The sequence below is a fragment of the Microbispora triticiradicis genome (genome assembly GCF_005864065.1).
GTDB lineage: Bacteria > Actinomycetota > Actinomycetes > Streptosporangiales > Streptosporangiaceae > Microbispora > Microbispora triticiradicis.
In genome coordinates this window covers 728,496-746,488 of record NZ_VANP01000001.1, presented here as the reverse complement: position 1 = coordinate 746,488, position 17,993 = coordinate 728,496, and the positions used below count along the sequence as shown (strand labels likewise).

At 64.7% G+C, this 17,993-nt stretch carries 20 protein-coding genes; 5 read left to right on the top strand and 15 right to left on the bottom strand.

The window, feature by feature from the left end; all coding sequences use genetic code 11:
* Positions 1 to 34: 34 nt before the first annotated feature.
* From FED44_RS35630 to FED44_RS03595, 5 genes are all read right to left on the bottom strand, one after another.
* Positions 35 to 190 carry a hypothetical protein gene (locus tag FED44_RS35630; protein ID WP_167521382.1) on the bottom strand — a complete coding sequence of 52 codons (156 nt, stop codon included), beginning with the start codon at positions 188 to 190 and terminating at the stop codon, positions 35 to 37.
* Positions 187 to 1,614, bottom strand: coding sequence for an FtsK/SpoIIIE domain-containing protein (locus FED44_RS03610; protein WP_138459728.1), 1,428 nt, complete (start codon positions 1,612 to 1,614; stop codon positions 187 to 189). The genes FED44_RS35630 and FED44_RS03610 overlap by 4 nt, the downstream gene beginning before the upstream one ends.
* Before the next feature lie 87 nt (positions 1,615 to 1,701).
* Positions 1,702 to 2,031, bottom strand: coding sequence for a hypothetical protein (locus FED44_RS03605; RefSeq protein WP_138459727.1), 330 nt, complete (start codon positions 2,029 to 2,031; stop codon positions 1,702 to 1,704).
* Positions 2,031 to 2,300, bottom strand: a complete 270-nt coding sequence (locus FED44_RS03600; protein WP_138459726.1) for a hypothetical protein — start codon at positions 2,298 to 2,300, stop codon at positions 2,031 to 2,033. The genes FED44_RS03605 and FED44_RS03600 overlap by 1 nt, the downstream gene beginning before the upstream one ends.
* The gene (locus FED44_RS03595) at positions 2,300 to 2,713 is read right to left on the bottom strand and encodes a plasmid replication, integration and excision activator (protein ID WP_138459725.1); all 414 of its coding nucleotides are present in this window, start codon (positions 2,711 to 2,713) and stop codon (positions 2,300 to 2,302) included. The genes FED44_RS03600 and FED44_RS03595 overlap by 1 nt, the downstream gene beginning before the upstream one ends.
* A gap of 372 nt (positions 2,714 to 3,085) precedes the next feature.
* Between FED44_RS03595 and FED44_RS03590 the strand changes: the two genes are divergently transcribed.
* On the top strand, positions 3,086 to 4,282 hold the full coding sequence (locus tag FED44_RS03590) for a DUF262 domain-containing protein (protein ID WP_138459724.1): 1,197 nt from the start codon (positions 3,086 to 3,088) through the stop codon (positions 4,280 to 4,282).
* A complete protein-coding gene (locus FED44_RS03585; RefSeq protein WP_138459723.1) occupies positions 4,279 to 5,112 on the top strand; it encodes a HEPN domain-containing protein in 834 nt (277 codons plus the stop codon). Before FED44_RS03590 ends, FED44_RS03585 begins: the two co-directional genes overlap by 4 nt.
* Positions 5,113 to 5,200: 88 nt before the next feature.
* On the opposite strand, the gene FED44_RS03580 is transcribed toward FED44_RS03585, so the two are convergent.
* The 6 genes from FED44_RS03580 to FED44_RS35625 all read right to left on the bottom strand — a co-directional run bounded on the left by FED44_RS03580 (position 5,201) and on the right by FED44_RS35625 (position 8,825).
* Positions 5,201 to 6,022 carry an NUDIX hydrolase gene (locus FED44_RS03580; protein WP_138459722.1) on the bottom strand — a complete coding sequence of 274 codons (822 nt, stop codon included), beginning with the start codon at positions 6,020 to 6,022 and terminating at the stop codon, positions 5,201 to 5,203.
* The gene (locus tag FED44_RS03575; RefSeq protein ID WP_244301682.1) at positions 6,022 to 6,864 is read right to left on the bottom strand and encodes a sigma factor-like helix-turn-helix DNA-binding protein; all 843 of its coding nucleotides are present in this window, start codon (positions 6,862 to 6,864) and stop codon (positions 6,022 to 6,024) included. Before FED44_RS03575 ends, FED44_RS03580 begins: the two co-directional genes overlap by 1 nt.
* Positions 6,865 to 7,010: 146 nt before the next feature.
* Positions 7,011 to 7,286, bottom strand: a complete 276-nt coding sequence (locus tag FED44_RS03570; protein ID WP_138459721.1) for a hypothetical protein — start codon at positions 7,284 to 7,286, stop codon at positions 7,011 to 7,013.
* Positions 7,286 to 7,699, bottom strand: coding sequence for an ATP-binding protein (locus tag FED44_RS03565; protein WP_167521381.1), 414 nt, complete (start codon positions 7,697 to 7,699; stop codon positions 7,286 to 7,288). The genes FED44_RS03570 and FED44_RS03565 overlap by 1 nt, the downstream gene beginning before the upstream one ends.
* A 97-nt stretch (positions 7,700 to 7,796) precedes the next feature.
* Entirely contained in the window at positions 7,797 to 8,639 is an 843-nt protein-coding gene (locus FED44_RS03560) for a helix-turn-helix domain-containing protein (RefSeq protein ID WP_138459719.1), read from the bottom strand.
* A 12-nt stretch (positions 8,640 to 8,651) separates the two neighbouring features.
* Positions 8,652 to 8,825, bottom strand: a complete 174-nt coding sequence (locus FED44_RS35625; RefSeq protein ID WP_167521380.1) for a hypothetical protein — start codon at positions 8,823 to 8,825, stop codon at positions 8,652 to 8,654.
* A gap of 581 nt (positions 8,826 to 9,406) precedes the next feature.
* Between FED44_RS35625 and FED44_RS03555 the strand changes: the two genes are divergently transcribed.
* Positions 9,407 to 10,237, top strand: a complete 831-nt coding sequence (locus FED44_RS03555; RefSeq protein WP_138459718.1) for a DUF4231 domain-containing protein — start codon at positions 9,407 to 9,409, stop codon at positions 10,235 to 10,237.
* A gap of 924 nt (positions 10,238 to 11,161) precedes the next feature.
* Positions 11,162 to 11,908 carry a PDZ domain-containing protein gene (locus FED44_RS03550; protein ID WP_138459717.1) on the top strand — a complete coding sequence of 249 codons (747 nt, stop codon included), beginning with the start codon at positions 11,162 to 11,164 and terminating at the stop codon, positions 11,906 to 11,908.
* A gap of 835 nt (positions 11,909 to 12,743) precedes the next feature.
* On the opposite strand, the gene FED44_RS03545 is transcribed toward FED44_RS03550, so the two are convergent.
* Positions 12,744 to 13,924 (bottom strand): IS3 family transposase gene (locus FED44_RS03545; protein ID WP_396700708.1). Its coding sequence is split into 2 segments (ribosomal slippage): positions 12,744 to 13,675 and positions 13,675 to 13,924, totalling 1,182 coding nucleotides; the frame shifts between segments, so codons are not numbered across the junction.
* A gap of 63 nt (positions 13,925 to 13,987) precedes the next feature.
* Positions 13,988 to 14,557, bottom strand: a complete 570-nt coding sequence (locus FED44_RS03540; RefSeq protein WP_138459716.1) for a hypothetical protein — start codon at positions 14,555 to 14,557, stop codon at positions 13,988 to 13,990.
* 654 nt (positions 14,558 to 15,211) lie between these two features.
* Between FED44_RS03540 and FED44_RS03535 the strand changes: the two genes are divergently transcribed.
* Entirely contained in the window at positions 15,212 to 16,387 is a 1,176-nt protein-coding gene (locus tag FED44_RS03535) for a helix-turn-helix domain-containing protein (protein ID WP_138459715.1), read from the top strand.
* A 286-nt stretch (positions 16,388 to 16,673) separates the two neighbouring features.
* Here the strand turns inward: FED44_RS03535 and FED44_RS37980 are convergent, their stop codons facing one another.
* Both FED44_RS37980 and FED44_RS35620 read right to left on the bottom strand, forming a co-directional pair.
* Positions 16,674 to 16,805, bottom strand: a complete 132-nt coding sequence (locus tag FED44_RS37980) for a hypothetical protein (protein WP_279633845.1) — start codon at positions 16,803 to 16,805, stop codon at positions 16,674 to 16,676.
* Positions 16,806 to 17,442: 637 nt separating this feature from the next.
* Positions 17,443 to 17,934, bottom strand: coding sequence for a hypothetical protein (locus FED44_RS35620; RefSeq protein ID WP_167521340.1), 492 nt, complete (start codon positions 17,932 to 17,934; stop codon positions 17,443 to 17,445).
* Between the last annotated feature and the right edge of the window lie 59 nt (positions 17,935 to 17,993).

Sequence of the window (17,993 nt, the reverse complement as noted above, 5' to 3'; positions counted from 1 at the left end):
TCTCCCCCGGCCTGGTGGGCGTCGGTAAGGTCGGTCAACTGTCCTCCCTTCCGGGCTCGGGGATGGTGAGGGCGGTCTGGCCGCATTCCTGGCACTCGACCAGGCCGCGGATGGGGTCGAGCCACAGGACGTTGAGCGCGCCACAGACCGAGCAGCGCAGCCCGTCGAGCAAGTGCGCCACCCCGTTCATGCGACCTCGCTTCGACCGCTGTACTCGGCGACCATCTCGCGGATATCGACGTCGGAGACGTAGGCCGCCCGGACCCGCACCGGATCGGGGGAGGTCTCCAGCCGGACATAGCCGACGCCCGCGCCGCGTTCGGGGACGGGTGAGATGTGGTCGGCCAGCGCTCCCCGGTCGCGCGCCCCATCACCGAGCACCATGTCCACCTGCTCGGACTCGTCCAGCCGGAGGGCGATCTTGTCAGGGAACAGGTTGCGGATGTTCATGACCTCCTTGCGGGGGTCCTGGAGAGCAGCCATGACCCCGACGCCGACTGCCCGGCCTTGCGTGGTGAGCGTGGCGAGGGCCGCCGTGATGCGCTGGCGGAGTTGTTTGTCTGACTGGTAGGCGGTGAGGAAGGCGACCTCGTCGACGAGCACCAGGACGAACGGGTCCGCGACGGTTGGTGTGTGGGAGCGCTGGAGGCCGGCGAACCGGTCGGCCCGCTCCTGCATCACGCTCACGGCGTCATCGAGCAGGTCGGCGCACTCCTTCGGATCGGCCGCGTACCGGGCGCCGAACAGGGCGCGGCCGAAGGACAGTTCCATGCGCTTGGGGTCGAGCGCCCAGACCTGCACCAGGCCCGCCCGCATCGCGGGGAGCAGGCCGCGGATGGTCGACCACAGCCACGAGCCCTTACCGGCCCCGGTCGCCCCGGCGATCAGGACGTGCGTGCCGTGGACCTTGAGCCGGTACGGTGTGCCGTCTTCGCACTGACCGATCTCCACCGCCCCGACATCTGCCGTCTCGGGAATGGGTACGGCGGGCAGGGGTTCGGCGAGCGGGTCACGCCTGGGGAAGGTGAGCACGAGCCGTCCGGCCTTGGCGACGGTGACACGGCAGGAGGGGGAGCCGAAGCCGTGGGCGAGGTGGTCGGTGCGGTTGGCCCAGTCGGTGACGGCCTGCCCGGACAGCATGCGCACGGTGACGCGGTCGGCCCAGCCGTCGCACTCGACGCAGACGAGCCGGGGCAGGTAGTCACGGCCTTGGAGGTGACGGCCGAGCCCGGACACGATCATCACGGGTTGCCAGTGCCGCCGGTAGATCCACACTCGGCGCCAGAAGGCGAGTAGCCGCCAGCCGATCAGGCGCAGGAACGAGGCCCGGTCCAGCAGCGCCCAGGACAGTCCGGCCGAGGGCAGGAACCCGGTAAGGACGAGAGCTTGGCGCCAGCCGTACAGGGTCCACACGACGCCGAAGGCGACCAGCAGCGCTACTGCGACCGGATGCCGGACGACCAGGCGGGCCAGGCCCGCGAACAGGCGGGACAGCCAGATCACGATGGTGACGATGGCGGGCGTCTTGACGACGGCCGGGCGGAAGACCACGGCCGTGTCCGGGGTGGTGGAGACGAGGTTACGCGTCTCGTCGCCAGGCAGTTTTCGGAACATTAGACTTCGTGTCCTCTCGTGATTTCGCAGTCAGGGAGAGTTGAGGGGCCGCTGGAAGTTGCCGCTTCCTGCGGCCCCGCTTGCATCTCAGGCCGCCGTCTCGCCGACGACGGACGGGGTGATCTGGTCGGAGTCGGCCGACTGGTCGGCGTGCAGGCGCTCGCAGTCGGCCAGGTACCGCGCGGCGGCGTTGAAGATCTGCCGCGCGACCTCCACGTCCTTGGAGGTGACCGGTCCGGCCCCGGTGGTCGAGACCGTCACGTTCGCCTCGTCGGACTCCAGCGACAGGAAGGGACGCCCGGACTCCAGCACCCGTGCCCCCGCCCTCAGGACCGGCGTGTAGAGCGAGACGCCGATGCGGGGACGGCGTCCGGGGTCGATCGACATCGACACGTGGGTGTAGGGACTGTGTGCCATCAGGCCACCCCGCGACCGTTGGCCAGGCCGTGAAACCGCCGCTCGACCGACCGGGCGAACGAGGCCGCCTCACGGGCGAGCTGCCGGGCGAACTCGACATCGGCCGGGCTCACCTGGTCACTGTCGGAGGTGGTCACCAGGACAGAGGTCGCGCCGAAGTCCAGCGCCAGCACCGGGGTACGGGCCGGGTACGGCAGGGCCTTGGCCGAGGCGCCGCCCCCGGTGTTGAAGCTGATCACGGCAGAGGGCCGCGCCGTACGCCGCCCCATCACGCCGCGTCCTTCGCAGCGTTGCCGGTCTTGCCGGCGGTGCCGGTGCGGGGAGCCCGCATCACCCGCGCCGAGATCGAGTAGGCGAGCCGCCCCGTCGCCTGATGGACGTACGGCTTGACCTCCAGCCCGTCGAACTCGGCCGGGGCCAGCGGGAGACCCGGCAGCGATGGCGGGACGACCGGCTGAACCTCGGCGAGGATCTTCACGGTCACCGTCTTCTGCGCGGCCTTGAGCGAGGGGTCGGCGTCCATCACCGGGACCTGCCACACCGGAAGGCCGGTCAGCTTGTCCTTAGCTTGGGTGTCCCGCTTGGCGTCGAAGTCCTTCGCCGCGGTCACCTCACCCACGATGTAGCAGCCGTGCGGGAACAGCAGCTCAAAGCTGATCGGGATGGGTCCTTGCAGTGCCATCGTTCACCACCTTCTTGTCCACCCCCCTAGACATGCACGGGCGGTCCGTCACGAGAACTGTCTAGAGGGCTATGCGGATGACGATAGTCTCCGCGACGCAGTCTGTCTAGGGGGCTCTACATCGACCTTCACTGAACGATCCGCGCGACATGGACCACCGCAACCCCGGCCTTGCCCCTTGGTCGCCTCAGTTCCTTCTCCCGGTCTTCTGTGCTGACAAACTCGCTAAAAACGATACATATCAGGCATATCGCCTCAACTTATTCAACCTTGCACGTGGGTCGGCCGTGAGGGCGTCATCCGCCGACTCGATAAAAAATTGTTAGCCGTCGGGGCTGTCGTATCAAGGCGATCGTTTCTAGTATTGATGCTATGACAGCAGATCCTCAGATTTGGCAGGAAGAGATCGATGAGTGGTACGAAGAGGAAGTCGCAGCAGCGAGTCCAGTTCATCAAACCCCTGTAGTCGATTTCGCCGAGAAGTATGCTCGCAGTCAGTTGCGTGTAGTTCGAGAAACGAAAGACTATCAACTCGATTATCTGCAGCATGCACTGCGGCCTGGCCGAGAGTTGATAGATATTTCGCCTGCTTATCAGAGGCGCCTCAGATGGACTACTAAGAAGAAGTCCCTTCTTATTGAATCCTTCCTTCTGAACATACCTGTACCGCCGATCTTTCTCTTCGAGCGGGACTATAATGAGTATGAAGTAATAGACGGACGACAGCGGTTGGAATCAATCCGAGGTTTCCTCGGTAACGAGTTCGCACTTGCAGGGCTAGAGTATTGGCCCGAACTCAACCGGCAGAAGTTCAAGGATCTTCCTCATATTTTGCAGAGAGGCCTTCTTCGCAGAAGTCTATCGGCCGTCGTATTGCTTGCGGAGACCCGTGAGGCGGCGCAGGATGATCTCGATGTTCGACGCGTTCTTTTCGATCGCCTAAATACGGGCGGTGTCCGCCTGAACCCGCAGGAACTGCGAAATGCCCTCTACCCGGGCTCTCTCAATAAGATGCTAATCGAGCTAGCGCGGAGTGCTCCGTTCACTCAAGTTTGGGGTATACCTCCCTACGATGAGAGTGAAGAAGAGAACCCGTCGGAGGCGCTACTGAAGAATGCCCTATTCTCATCGCTGGCCGATGCGGAGCTGGTACTTAGATTCTTCGCCCTCCGTGACGCCGTCCAGAAGGGCAAACAAGGGTCTCTTCGGGCCATCATGGACCGATACATGGAAAAGAACATGCATATTGACCCTGAGAGGGCCGACGGGCTAAAGCGTGAATTTATAACGCAGTTGTACCGGTTCCTCGAAGTCTTCAAAGGGGTGCCCTTCCGTCTCCCGACCACTCATCGCCCTAGTCGCCCCCTCTACGATGCCCTCATGATCGCCCTTAGCCAGAAGCCTGGTCTTGATATTGAGGCGCGCGCAGTCCAGATTCGCGAGGAACTCGATAACGCTCTTGCCGACGAACACTCCTATGACGTGCTAGTGGGGCGCGGAAATACTATCGAAGCCGTGCATGAAAGGGTGAGTCTGGCCGGTTCGATTCTGCGAGCTGGTTTACAATGAGTGCTCTCGACGAGGTATTCAACGAATTTGTTTCGGACCTGAGGCGTGTACAGGATCTACTGGGACTAATCAAGAGCTTTCGCGAGTTCGGCTCTAGTTCGGCGCCAGAGGAAATCCAAAGTCAGTCGATCGTATGGAAGGAGGCGGTGGATCTAAAAGAGGCGGCACCGGGGCTCCGAACAGATCTTCCGCTACTTTCGGGCTCCATGGTCCTTTACATGTGCGGCAGGTTCGAGTACTTCGTGCGCCAACTCGTTGAGTTGATGGGCGATGAGATTGCAAGTAATTCCGCCGACTATATGGCATTGCCAGATAGCCTGCGGAACGAGCTCAAGCGACGTACGTTGGAAATATTTCAGACTCCCAAAAAATATCGCTATAGCCAAACAGAGGCTGAAGCGCTCCTTCTTGACTTAGCCCGTAACCTGGATGGCCAGGCTGGGGCTGGCCCCATTGTAATCCAATCCAAGATTCTGGCTATCACTGAGTTGAACATGCGCCCCGAGGTGCTAGCCGAGTTGTTTAAGCGGCTGGGCATTAAAGACCTATGGAGGGAACTGGGGAAGCAGGCTAGGTTAAAAATACTCCTGCATAAGCAAGACGACGCTGAATGTACCAAGGCTGCCCAGGCGGAGTTGGATGAGTTGATGGATCTGCGGAACCAGATTGCTCATCCCACGGGCGGAACGGCCTTCCCTGATCCTGACCAGGTGGTGCAGATGACTCGCTACCTAGAAGCATTAGGGAGAGTCCTAGCAGACCACTGTCACGTCTATCTGTCCGGCTTTACTGCGGCTGACGATGATACGGCGCTTGGTGCTTCGGCCTGAACGCAGATTTCCTCTGTATGTCTGCAGATAGCCTATTCTGCCGCGCCGTTTCGCTGCACCGTTGCGCTCTTCTATGCCACGATTTCGATCACTCGAAACGCAGCCAGACTACTGTTGCGTCGTCGTAAACCTTGCTGCGCGGCCACCGTTTGCCATGGGGGTCGAGACTTTCGGCCTCGCGGACCTGGCGGATCGGTTCGGCCGGACCGTGGTAGGCCAGTCTGTCAAGGAGCCGTCGCCAGTTAGTGAGGTGGTAGCGGTTGACGGCGTCAGCTGCCCCGTCCGTAAGCAGAACTGCGGCGTGTACCTGGTCGGCGGGGATCGTCCCGGTGAGGGCTTGGTCGGCGGCGAGGGGGTCGGTGGAGGCGACCCAGAAGCCGCCGTCGCGGTTGCGGTAGTGGCCGAGGGTTTCGACGTACTCGCGGCGGGCTTCGGCGTGTTCGGGGGTGCCGCCGGGGAGGCTGTCGAGTCGTGTGCGGTGGGGTGCGGCGACCTGTTCTAGCCGGTCGTCGCAGATCACTTCCGGCTCGGGTGTGCCGGTGTCGAGGATGAGTGTGCTGTCGCCGAGGACGAGCCAGTCGAGGTGGTCGGTGGTTTGGCGGAGCATGATGACGGTGGCGGAGGGGGAGCCGCCGTGGGCCAGGTCGCAGGTGAAGTCGTGCAGTGAAGTGATGTGCTTGATGCCCTGGGCGAGGAGTCCGGGCAGGGGGCCGGCGCTTTGGGTCATCTCAGTGAGCAGAGTCGAGCCGAGAATGTGGGAGTACCAGCGCACGCTGTGCGAGCAGGCCGAGGTGACCCCGGGTGGGATGCTGGCGCCGTCGAGCAGGACGACGGCGTCGGCGGTGGCGCCGATGAAGTCTTCGTTTGGCCGGTCGGGGTAGGCGGGTTCGCTGGCGAAGGCGACGCGCATCAGGTGTCCTCGTGCCGGTAGAGCGGGCTGGCCAGTTCCGCCCGCACTGGTTCCCCGGTTTGCGGGTCGTATTCGACGCCGACCACGCAGGAGAAGCGGCGGTCGCCGACCTGCCCCCACAACGTGGCGATCTCATTGGCGAGCAGGTGGATGACGCCGAGAGAGCCGTTGGGGTGGATACCGGCGATGGCCAGGAACGACCCGTTGCCGTCCGGGCGGGGCAGGCGGCCGAGGAAGGCTGAGTCGGTCGGCTGAGCCGGGTCGAGCTGGGAGCCGGACCGGTACTCGCGGCCGGTGCGGGTGTCGACGAGCTTCCAGCCGGTCTCTTCGCGCTCCCAGTGAATGACCGGGTCGGCGTCGTACGCCTGGCGCATAGCTTCGGACATGCGGGGGCCGCAGATGGCGAGCAGGCCGGGCCGGTTGAGGTCGATCTGCCCGTCGACAGTGACGTTGTCGGTGGCGACGTTCAGCCCGAAGGTTCGGGCGAGGTCTTCCAGGCGCTTGCCTGCGCGCATGTCGTCCAGGGCGACCATGGAGCGGCCGGTTGCGGCGTCGTGCCGCAGCGGGGTCACGACGGTGACGGTGCCGACGCCGAGGAATGCGCCTTCGGGGGCGGGGCCGGTGTGGCGGATCTGGTGGATACGCCCGCGGGAAAGGCCGGCCTTCTCGGCGATCTGTGCATACGACATGCCTTGGGCGTGGAGTTCCTGAATGACGCGGCGGCGGAGCCGGGCCAGTTCGGTGACTTCTTGCTGGGCGGCGTTGAGTCGTTCGGTGGCGACCCGGAGCAGCAGATAGGGATCGTCGATGGCGGCGATCTTGTCCAGGTCACTCGGTGGCACGGTTCCTCCTCGGTGGCGCGCACCCGAGTCTAGGGCTCTAGACGAAATGTCGTCTATCCCTCTTGACAGTACGATTTTGGCGGGTTTGCCGGTTGTTGGGTCCACGGCCCGGATCGCCGAACGCCGGTTGGGGACACCGCGCGGGCTCACCGCGCACTCCCCGCCAGCAGAGCCGCCCAGACGTCACGGGCCTGCGGGATGGGCCAGCGGTGGGTCTCGCGGATCTCGGGTGAGTCCTCGTTCTGGAGGGTACGCCGGATGAACCCCTGCCCGCCCGCCTGGCACAGCTCATAGACCATGGCCAGGCAGTCGCACGTCCAGGCGACGACCCGCACCCGCGCCCCCTCCGAGGGTTCGAACCATGCGAGTTCCTTGCACCCGGGCTGCCGGCGGTCGGGCACGTGCGGGCTTAGGCAGCTCATCACCGGCAGGCCGCCTGCGCGGCTGCGATGGGGTCGACCTTGAGCAGGGCCCAGACGGTACGGCCGGTGTGGTTGCCGTACACGCCCCAGTTGTCGGCCAGGTTGGCGACCAGCAGCAGGCCGCGGCCACCTTCGTCGTCGTTGGGCCGCACCAGCCGGGGCACTTCGGGGCCGCCCTCGTCGACGACGCCGAGCCAGACCTGATCGGGTTCGGCCTGGATGCTGACGGTGAACTTGCCGCCGAACCGGGCCGAGGCGGTGTGGCGGACGGCGTTGGTCGCCAGTTCGCTCACGATGAGTTCGGCCGACTCGACGACCGGCCAGGTGCCGAGGGTGGTGGTGATGAAGCGGCGGGCTTCGGTGACCGAGGCGGGACGGCCGAGGAAGTGCCGGGACAGGCGCCATGCGGGCATGGGACACGCTCCGTCGTATAGGGGGCTAGACATGCCTACGAGCAGGAGCGTATGCCCAGTGCTAGAAGCATCTCAAGGAATAGGACGCATAAATGCGTCAGTCGCCGAGCTGTTTCGCGAGCTTCCGGAAGTCCGCCCCGATTTCACCCAGCAGCGCCCGCAGGTCATCCCCGTACACGGCCCCGTCTGCGAACGCCCCGAACGCTTCCTCATGCGCGCTGAGTTCCCCCGCCTCGGTTAACGTGAGATCCCCGGTCAGGCTCTCGACCACGCTCACGGATCCGTCGAAGACGGTGAACCCGTGCAGCGGGAAGGCCGGCGCCTCCACCTTCCACGGCACCACTCCGAGCCGGACATGCGGCAACGTCGACACCTGGGCTAACCGATCGAGCTGCGCCAGCATCAACGACGGCGACCCCGGCCACGTACGCACCGCACCCTCAGTCAGCACGAAGGCGAACCGCCGGCCCTCCTCAAACAGCACCGCCTGAGCATCAACCCTTATAGCCGCCGCCTTGGCCGCATCGTCCTCGTCCACATCCCGGCCGATCGCCACCGCCAGCCGCGCATACTCCGCAGTCTGCAATAGGGCAGGGATCATTGCCGAGGAGAAGACCGCTATCCACTTCGACGAGCGCACCCGCGCAGCGTTCGCCGCCTCCCGGCCAGCTAACCCACCTCTCAGGCGGGATACCTCATCACGCAGCCGCGCGAGCAAGGTGTCCAACTCCCGCCGCGCGTCCTGGTCAAGCTGGAGGGCCGCGGCCACCCGCTCAACCGTCTCCGGCGTCGGCAACAGCTGGCCCGTCTCCATCCGCGAGATCGTCGGCTGCGCCACCCCAGCCCGCTCCGCCAGCTCCTTGCCCGTCAGCCCCACACCCTTGCGCAGCCGCCGCAACAGCTCACCCAGCTCCCGCAACCGATCTCGCCGCTCCTCCATGCTGGCGTTTTATCACCGGCACTCGACCAGGTGACCCACGATCACGCGGAACTCTGCTGAATTGTGCTCATAGGGATCAAGGGCGGCGCTGCGCGCCGCCTCGCGGCCCTGCGCCCGCTCGGCGGCCGGGCATGCGGCCTGGGGGCCGGTCCCGGCCGCCGACAGCTCGGGCCGCTTGTCGCACACTCACCGCGCCGCACTCCACTTCGAGGTCACCTTGACAGGGGACCGCTGTCGTCGCCCTGGCAAACCAAATAGATCAGGGTCATAAGGCCACAGGCGGCACGACAGCGACGGGTACGACCACATTGGTCAGATGTATGCACTACGAATACGACACCTATGTGATGGTGACAGTCCAACGCCCCCGCATAGGTGCAGGTTTTTTTTAAAATCCATCCCGGCCATACCAGCCGCCATCATGGCGGTCAAGACCAGCGCGAGGCGTAAGGGAACGGGGAGATTTTCCCCGGCACCGATCGAAGCTCCAGCCCCAAGGGCAAGGAGCAAGCAGCGAAACCAACCGATATCAAGCACGAACTTAGAGTAGATGCTTTCTCCGTGAGAGGGGAGGCTAGAGGAATGAGGCGGTACACAGACCAGGTCATAAGGGACTCGAGGGATCGGCGCATGGCCGCAGCCAAGAGGTTGCTGCAGCCAGCAGCGCAACAGCACACGTGATCTTGAATTCAGCTCGACCCTGGCCACTTGCGTCCTATCGCTCTAGAATTGTGCATCGAACTGACCTCTAGGAATAAGGACAGTCCATGAGCGATCTCGTGCCAGTCCCTAATGGGGAGACTCAGGACGAGCGTCTCGACGAGGAGCGGCGGGAAGCTGCCAAAGCGATTGTTCAGCAGCAATCCAAGCTGCGTGATCTGACGACAACGCGGCTCCTGCAGGCCATATGGCTACTTGCGAGCCTAGGAGCTGCCGGCTTCCTTGGCAGTGCGATGTTCATAGGGGTCTGGACTAATTACCGAACGCCTTTCACGATCGTTGGTTTCGCGGCTGCTGCGGTATCCACGGCCTATGCTGCGTGGCATCTAATCAGCATCCGCCCCAAGATCTCGGAGCACGTCTACGATCTGCGGAACTTAGAGACGGCGCAACTACATCTAGCGGCCAAGGAAAAGGCCGATCCTATCTCCGCCTTGCGCATTTATAGGCTTATAGCGTCAAATGATATCGAAGAGCTCAGTCGGTATGCTCGCCGAAATGGCCGATATGCAAATATCTTGCAATGGATTGTGATCCTCGGCTCGGTTACGGCGACCAGCCTCTCAGGTATAACGGTTGGTGGTGTAGACCTGCCTGCGGTGCGGCTCGTAACGGCTATTGCTAGTGGGTTGGTAAGCGTGGCTGCAGGAGTATCTGGGTTTTTTAAATTTCGAGAGCGGCGCACTACTCAGCAGCAAACCGCAGACGCTATGCGGCGGCACCTTAAAGCCGTCGAATTGAGAATCAATGAATATGATAATGAAGACGAAAAATTGGTACTTAAGGCGTTCGCTCAAAATATGGAAGAACTCAAGGATGAGCAACGCAAGCGCGAATTGCAACTAGAGGAGTCGACCAATAAGAACCCCACTCAATAGAGAGGCCACTCCTTAAGCCGTTTGCTGGCGGATCTTAGCAACGGCTACCCGAAGGTTGCGACCGTGCTTCTGGCTCGGTGGCGTTCGTCCTCCTCGCTGCCCTGAGTGTCCCGGCCGTGCCCGCCGAGTCAAGGGCGCCTACGGCGTCGCTTCGCGATCAGCTTCGCTGACCCTTGACACGGCGGTCACGTCCTGGGGGCGGCAGCTACAAGGAGGACGGGGGCGGTCCAGGAGACGGGCCGCGTCGGCCCCTGTCTGGGCAGGTCGGATCGCGTGATCGTCGTGCCATTAGCGGGCCATTAAGGGCGGTCAACAGGGGGCACTCACGGTCACTCGCGGGCGGCTTCTCGCCCAGGTCGGGGCCGTTGTCCCTGGAGATCAGGCCGATTTGCAAGCAGGAAGTCAGGGGTTCGAATCCCCTAGGCTCCACTCACTCAAAAGCCCAGGCCAGGGAACCTTTTCCCCGCCTGGGCTTTGATCATTAATCGCCCTTCGCGCTCTTCCGTGCCCGTTGCGTGCCCGATCCGCTCTTGAGTTGTCCTCGCGCGAGGCTGTCAAGCGCGGCGGCGCGGCGCGCCGCCGCACGGCCCGCCGCCCGAACGCCGCCCGAGCGTGCGGCGTGGGCGCCGGTCTCGGCCGGCGGCGGGACCACGGGCCGCCCACCGCACCACCCGCCCGCCGTACCCGACCATCGGCCGCTGCCGTGGGCCGCACCGCCGCCCGCCTGAGATTCACTCTCCGCCTTGATAGTGAACGTGTCGACTTGCCGAGAGTGCTGCCGTCATTGAACGCGGACTGCTCGCTCACCAGTCAATGATCCCACTCGGGCTTACTTGGTCTGCCTCTCACGCGGCCCGTCATCACGACTTTCCGCAACTTAACTGCCACAATGCGTCACGACATCCGTGCTAGCAAGGAGTACCCATGACAAACAAAGGGATAAAGCTGTATGCCGCCGTCGCTGTGGCAGCGAGCCTGTTTACCGGCGGAACCGCCTTCGCGGCCACTGCGGAAGGCGCGCCGTCGAACTTTGCACGTCCGGCGCGGTCACTGCCCCCGCAGCAGAGCGTTCCCGACCTGGACACGGGCGGCCCAGCCAAGGATGTCGTCTACAAGGCTGACAGCCTGATCCGCAACCAGCCAGGTCGGTTCGTCGCGCAGGCCCCGCCGTACACCCGCATCGTCAGTATCAACACGACAGCCTGCCTCGGCAGCGTCATCTGTACGGCCACGGTCGCACCGGACGGCAAATCGGCCACCATGACCATGCAGCACAACAACTGGATATGGGGTGGAGAACTCAGCGTCACACTCAAAGCGGAGGACAATGCCCCGATGGCCGGCGGCCAGTTCAGCAGCACGATGACCTTCGATGGCACCACGCAGCCCCTCACGGTCAACATCGTCCCAGGCACGCAAGGGGTCATTGATGGCTATCTGAGAAACACCGCCAGCGGAGTCAACGTGCTGTTCGTTGCCCCGGGAAGCAACAGCCAGTCCTCCGGCCTCATGGCCGGTGACATCATCAGGTCCTTCGACGGCACCCCGGTCACCACCACTGCCGCCCTCAACCAGGCAATGGCAGGCAAGCGGGCCGGAGCGACGTTCCCTGTGATCGTGGAACGCGGCGGTGCCTGGGTCACTGTCCAGCTGAAACTGGACCGGCAGTAACGGAGGTCAGAGGCGGGCAGACCCACACCCGGAAAACACTGGCGAAGCCTGCCTCTGACCCGCCATGCGCATCCAAAATCCCCCCGAACCCCCTGCCCCGGAGACGTGGACAAGATACCCGATCAGCTGCGGCACATCGCTGACTGACCAGCCGCTCACCAGCCCATTGCCCCTTTCAGGCTTACACGGTCTGCCTCCGATAGCTACTGCCCGTATCGTCGATGATGCCCAGGTCCAGGTAGAGCAACCCGCGCGGAGCGAGAGACGACTACCTGCAGGTGGGGCGAGCGACGGCTCATCACAAGAAATGATCAGAAGTGGCTATCTCCCCTATCGCTCTCACGATCGCCTGATGGTGGTTGAGCCCGTACGTGGCCGGGGGCGATCGACGGTCTGGGACTTCGTTCCTCAGCCCCAGCCCACCGAGCGACGGGGTTGCACTTGGGTTGTAATGCAGCAGGGTTCAGGGTCGTTCAAAGCGGACCGCACATGCCCTATGACCTGCATTGAACCGTCCGGAACAGCACGAGGCCGATCTTTTAATCCGTGGGATCTTGATTCGCAAGGCAGAGCGTCCACGGGCCTCCAACGGCAAGGGTCTTTCATGCCCCGCGCGTGGTGAGCAAGCCTGTCCGGGTTGCAGTTTGGGTTGCAGTTCACCGTCGTACCAACCCGTTCCAGGAAGACCGCCGAGGGGCGTTGGTCCAGGTGGGACTGTCCTGAACGGTGGTGCCCCGAGCTGCTAATGCGGTTTGGTCGCAAAGCGAGCCGCACGGAACGGCCCTCACGATCGCCTGAAGTTGCCCCGGTTGTGTGGACAGATCGGGGTTTGCGGCTATGCGGCAGCGTAGCGGTCTTGTTCGGCGTCGTAACGGCGTTCGTATTCAGCGGGGCTGAGCATGCCCAGGGTCGAGTGGCGGCGGCGGAGGTTGTAGAACCCTTCGATGAAGTCGAAGCAGGCGGCCTTGGCCTGGGCGCGGGTGGCGAAGTGATGCCGGTCGAGCAACTCGGTCTCCAAGGTCGCGAAGAAGCTCTCGGTGACGGCGTTGTCAAAGCAGTCGGCGACCGTCCCGGTCGACGTGCGAATGCCCGCTGACCTGCACCGCTGGCTGAACGACAGCGACATGTACTGACTTCCTTGATCGCTATGGTGGATCAGACCGGGTGCGGGCCTGCGGTTCCAGATCGCCATCTCCAGGGCGTCGATGACCAACTCGGTGCGCATGTGATCGGCCATCGCCCAGCCCACGATCCGCCGGGAGAACACATCCAGCACCACGGCCAGATACAGCCACCCCTCGCCGGTCGGCACGTAGGTGATGTCGGCCGTCCAGGTCCGGTTCGGTCCCGGCGCGGTGAAGTCCCGCTTCACCAGATCCTCAGCCGGACTCGCCGCGGGGTCGCGGCGGGTCAGCCCGCGCCGGCGGCGTCGATGCACCCCTTCAAGCCGGGCGGCGCGCATCAGCCGGGCCACCCGCTTGCGCCCGATACGCACTCCGAACTCTTGGCGCAGCTCGGCGTGCACGCGCGGAGAACCATAGGTTCCCCGCGATCCCGCGTGGATCTTCGTGATCGTGTCCGTCAGTGCCTCGTCCTGCCGGGCCCGCGCCGAGGGGCCGCGGTTCTTCCAGGCGTAGTAGCCCTGGCGCGACACACCCAGCACCCGGGCCAGCAGGGAGACGCCGTGGTGTGTCTTCTCCGCGTCGATCAGCCGGTACCTCATCTCGGCCGATCCGTCTCCCGAGCGAAGAAAACCGCGGCCTTCTTCAGGATCTCCCGCTCTTCGCGCAGTTGACGGACCTCCCGCCGCAGCCGGGCCAGCTCCTGCTTCTCCGCGCTGGTCAGGCCGTCCTCGCGGCGGCCCTCATCGCGCTCAGCCTGGACCACCCAGTTACGAATGGACTGCGCGGTCGGCTCGAACTCCTTGGCCAGTTCCTCCGGCGTCCGGCCGGCGCGGACCAGCTCCACCATCTGCCGCCGGAACTCCGGCGGGTACGGCGGACGTGACATCGGCACTTGTGAACTCCTCCCGGGACACATCGTCCCAAGCGCTCAGGTGTCCACAAGACCGGAGCAACATCAGACGATGGTGTGCCGGACCTCGCGCAGCCCGACAAACAGCAGCCGCTCCGCTTCGGGTGCTCCGTCCGGCGGCTTGGGACTGTAGGGCATGCGCAGGTAGGCGCACAGCACATCGATGCAGGTCTGACGCAGCTCCCGCGTGGGCGCGTCATCGGCGAGGCCGGCCAGGGCATGCGCGCCAGCCAGCTGTACCGCGGGGGAGTCGTGCCCGAGCTGACCGGCCGCGGTGGCGAACCGGTCGTTGTGCAGCTTGGTCGCCTCCCGCTGCTCGCCGCGCTGCGCGCGCAGTTCCGCCAAGTGGGCGCGCTGCTCGGCCTGCTCGGCCAGCACTTGGGCGGCCTCGGCGACCTTCTGCCGCCGGTAGGCCACTACCAAGGCGACCAGACCTCCGACACCAGCCACTACCGCGAACGCGATCTTCAGCAGCTCAAACAGCGTGGCTGCGCTCACCTGCGCCTCAGGCTTCAGGCCCTGCACGCCGAACAGCAACAGCCCGCCGACGATCACCACGCCGAGCAGCGCCACCGCAATGGTCGACACCAGCGCCAGCGCCGGGCCGATCCCCATCAACCGCAACCCCGGCAATTGCTCCGGAACCCCCGACGTCGCCCGTTCCGGCGACCCGCTCGAGCCGGACTCCTCTACCTCGCCCATATCGGGCCATACCGCCAGATCATGAGCGTGTTACACCGCCTGGTCGCATGGAGTGCGACTTGGTCCGCGAGCCCATCGGCGTGATGCCGAAGTTCTTGACGATTTGCGGTCGGGCTCCGGGTCCGGACATGCTGAAGGTCACCATCAAGTTGATGGTGACCTTCAGCCCGGGTGTCCTGGCGGGCGGGTACCGGAGGCACACCGGTAGAAGAACCCGAACCCGTCACCACGCCTCGTGAAGCCCCTTCTCCGGGGGACGACCGACGGTATGGCTCCCATGTCCGGGCCAGGTAACCCGTAACTCCTTGCCTCGAGGTCGGTCGTCTTCCCGGGGAGCACCCCCGGGGGCAACTAGTGTCCGCGGTGCCGGAGCTACGTTCACTTTACCCCCCCTTGACCCGCCCGCTACCACCCTTTTATGCGGCTTGAGCGGATACACCCCTACGCTTGCGCCGTTCAGGGCATACTTGTACCGAGCTTTGGCCCTACGCTTGCACCGGTTTTACCGACACCTTCTTGGCCGATACTATGTAACTAGTAAATACTTCTCCATACTAGGAATAACTGATGGATACGGAGACCGCTCCGGCGCAAGCGACACGTCCTTCTCGCGGGAGCGCCGAACCGCTCCCGGAGATGCCCTCGGCGGCCGCACTCGACCAGGCACAGAAGGCCTCCCACCGCGCCCGCCGCCGCGCACAGCTCCGCCTGTCATTCATCGCCCATCCCGACACCGAGGCCGGCAGTAGCGAAGCGCCGCCGCTCGCCCGGATGCTGCGCGGCGGCCGTGGCGGCCAGGTCCGTCTCAAACTGTTCCTCAGCTACCTGTGGATGCAGACCACCGACCGGACCACCGCGCTCGCCTTCCCGGCCCAGTCCTGGGCCCAACTGCTCGACCTCCCCCAACCAGCCACCACCGGCGCCCGCCGCGTCAACGAGGCACAGGCCTGGCTGGAACGGCACGGCTTCATCACCGTCAAGGCCAACCCTGGGCACGCCAACGCCGTCACCGTCCTGAACGAAACCGCCGACGGCAGCCCCTACATCGCCCCCGGTGCCGCGGCCAAGGCCCACCGCAACACCCCTGAAGGCCTGCGACACCTGTACGTCCAGCTCCCCGCCACCCTGTGGACCAACGGCTACATCCAGCTCATGACTGGAGCCGGCCTGGCTATGTACCTGATCCTTCTTGATCAGTACTGGCCCACCGAACTCGTCGAACCGCTCCACCACGTATGGGTCAGCCCCAAAGCCTTCGCTGACCGCTACGACCTCAGCCCCGACACCCGCACCAAGGGCATCAACGACCTGCGCGACCTCGGCCTGCTGACCTTCAGCCGCAAGCCCATCAACCCCGACGACTTCGACATCGAGCGCTTGCGCAACGTCTACACCCTGCATCCCGGCCAGCTCGACAAACCGGCCCACCGACGCCCCCAGCAGATCAAGACCATGTCCACGCGCGACCTCAAGCCTGACCCCCTGAGCGCCAACACCCCCGCGGAACTGGTTGACCAGATGCGGCGCTACCGGATCTGGGCCGGGGATCTATCGCTGAGGGAGCTGGCTCGGCGTTCCAACAATGCCTTCACGCTGAAGACTCTGGACATGACCCTTATGCGGACCAGACTGCCGAGACTGGAAGTGCTTCAGGCGTTCGTCCGAGCCTGCGGTGGCAGTGACGACGACGTAGAGCGTTGGGCCACCGCCTGGCGCGAGCTGCGCATGCAGCAAGTCCCCTAACCACGCGCCGCCACGCGTGCATGCGGCTGGACGTACGGCGATAAGACCGGCTAGCCGCGCCCGAAGAAGGTCGACGCCCACAGTCGGCCGGGCGTGGTCCGTGCGGCCACCGCCGGCGGCCCCGCGAGCGGGACCGCCGGCCGACCATGGGGATACAGAATTTGAATTCTGTCTGGTAAGACCTCGTGGCCGGTCACGCAGCGCAGCGGGGTAACCGAAGGTGTGGCGGAGCACGCGAAGGCCCGGACCCCCACCAGGGATCCGGGCCTTCATGCCGTTGCCCCGATCAGGCGAGCAGCGCGGCCGGCAGGTCGTACTTCACCAGGAGGATGACCAGGATCACGAGAATGATCCGGTGGTCCCACGGGCGGGCCTGCGGCGACTGCCTGGGCAAAGTCACGGTGAGCGTAGCTTTCAAGTTGGTCCTCCACAGCGCGCTAAGGCTGCGGACCCAGGGAGGAAATAATTAATCGCGCTACACTCATGACTGTCACGTACAAGAGGGCAAGCGCTTGGACCCCGGGTCCTATAGCTCCTTCTTTTCGGGCCCAGATCCCGTTGTCGCGGGGTCTGGGCCTTTGTCGTCTTGCAACACCAGATCGTAGTGGAACGACGCCTTCTCGGAAGCGCTCGTAGTTGCACATAGGTTGATACCGCAGGTCAGGCCGTATGGCCCACCGGAAAATACGTGAGTGGCAACGCCCTTCGACGCTTTCCCAGCCCCAGGACAAATATCCCGGATGGCCATGTTGTCCGATTTCAGGCGGTGATCTCGGTGTCGACACTACGACCCAACGAGCACCCTGGATACGCAGCGTCGATCCCGAGGTCTTCCTCGTCGCCAAGCCGTCCGTCGACTACGACGAGCTGGCCCGCTACCTGCGGGAAGTCGGCGGGAGAGCTGGCTGGAGCGCGTCGAGTTCGACGCGCAGGACCTCGCTGCCGATCCAGGGCTGCTGAACGCCAACGTTGTTCGGGACCGGACCGAGCTGCTGATATGCCGCCCGAACTCGGCCATCACTCCGGGAGATGGCGAAGCGACCCGCCCCGGCCGGTCAGCCGCGCCGTCCGGCCGCCTCCAGCGCGTCGGCCTGCTCGCGCACGAGCCGGTCGTGCTCGTCCAGGCTCAGCAGGTTCCCGCACGACCGGTACCGGTAGTAGTGCAACTCCTCATCCCACGCCACCCTGCGCTCCCCGCAGGCGCAGCAGATCGGCGAGCTCGACGAGGGCCGGTCGTCCTTCGTCAGGCGCCGCAACACGGTGTCCCAGTTCTGCAGCTTCCGCGGCAGGCCGGCCATGTCGGGGTGAGCGAGGATGTCCTCCAGGCGCTCCGCCAGCCACCCGATGGTGCGGGAGCGGGGGTGCGCGCCGCGCACCTGCCGCCACTCGTCCTCAACGTCGAACAAGTCGCCCACCAGCCGGTCGAGCACGTCGGCCACCAGGGAGACGCTCGGCCGGGTCCTGGTGCCCGAAACGCGGCCGTCGCCGGCGGACGAGGCGTTCCAGGCGCTCGCCGACCGGACGGTGAAGCTGCTGACCGGCGACACAAGCCGCCGAGACCGCCGCGCGGCACCCAGCATCCAGCTTTGAAGAACACAAGCAGGGC